Source organism: Streptomyces hilarionis, assembly GCF_024539675.1.
In the GTDB taxonomy this organism is placed as follows: domain Bacteria; phylum Actinomycetota; class Actinomycetes; order Streptomycetales; family Streptomycetaceae; genus Streptomyces; species Streptomyces hilarionis.
In genome coordinates this window covers 1-282 of record NZ_JAHHIT010000687.1, presented here as the reverse complement: position 1 = coordinate 282, position 282 = coordinate 1, and the positions used below count along the sequence as shown (strand labels likewise).

Here is a 282-nt window from a genome sequence, read left to right as displayed (position 1 = left end):
ATCATCGTCGTCTACACGTTGACCAGCAACATAGTACCCATAGCCATCGGGGCCATAGCATTGACCATACTCTATCTGGTTTCTGCGAGGCGTAGGTCTGTGATTCAACGCCCAGAGCCCTCCACCCAAAACCAAGGTAAATACTGCAACGCTGATAATCCCGCTGAAAATGTCTGCAGAAAAATATAGGAGTACGGCAGCCACAACCAGACGCTTGACCCAACGCAGGGTACGGTTCTGACTGCACCAAACGAGGCGCGCAGCCTGACCCAGGCCATAGCC

1 protein-coding gene is annotated in these 282 nt (G+C 53.2%); it reads right to left on the bottom strand.

All coding sequences use genetic code 11. The annotated features are described in order from the left end of the window. A partial coding sequence (locus KMS84_RS44505; protein ID WP_256921570.1) for a hypothetical protein occupies nt 1-204 on the bottom strand: 204 nt, incomplete at its 3' end. Nucleotides 205-282 lie beyond the last annotated feature (78 nt).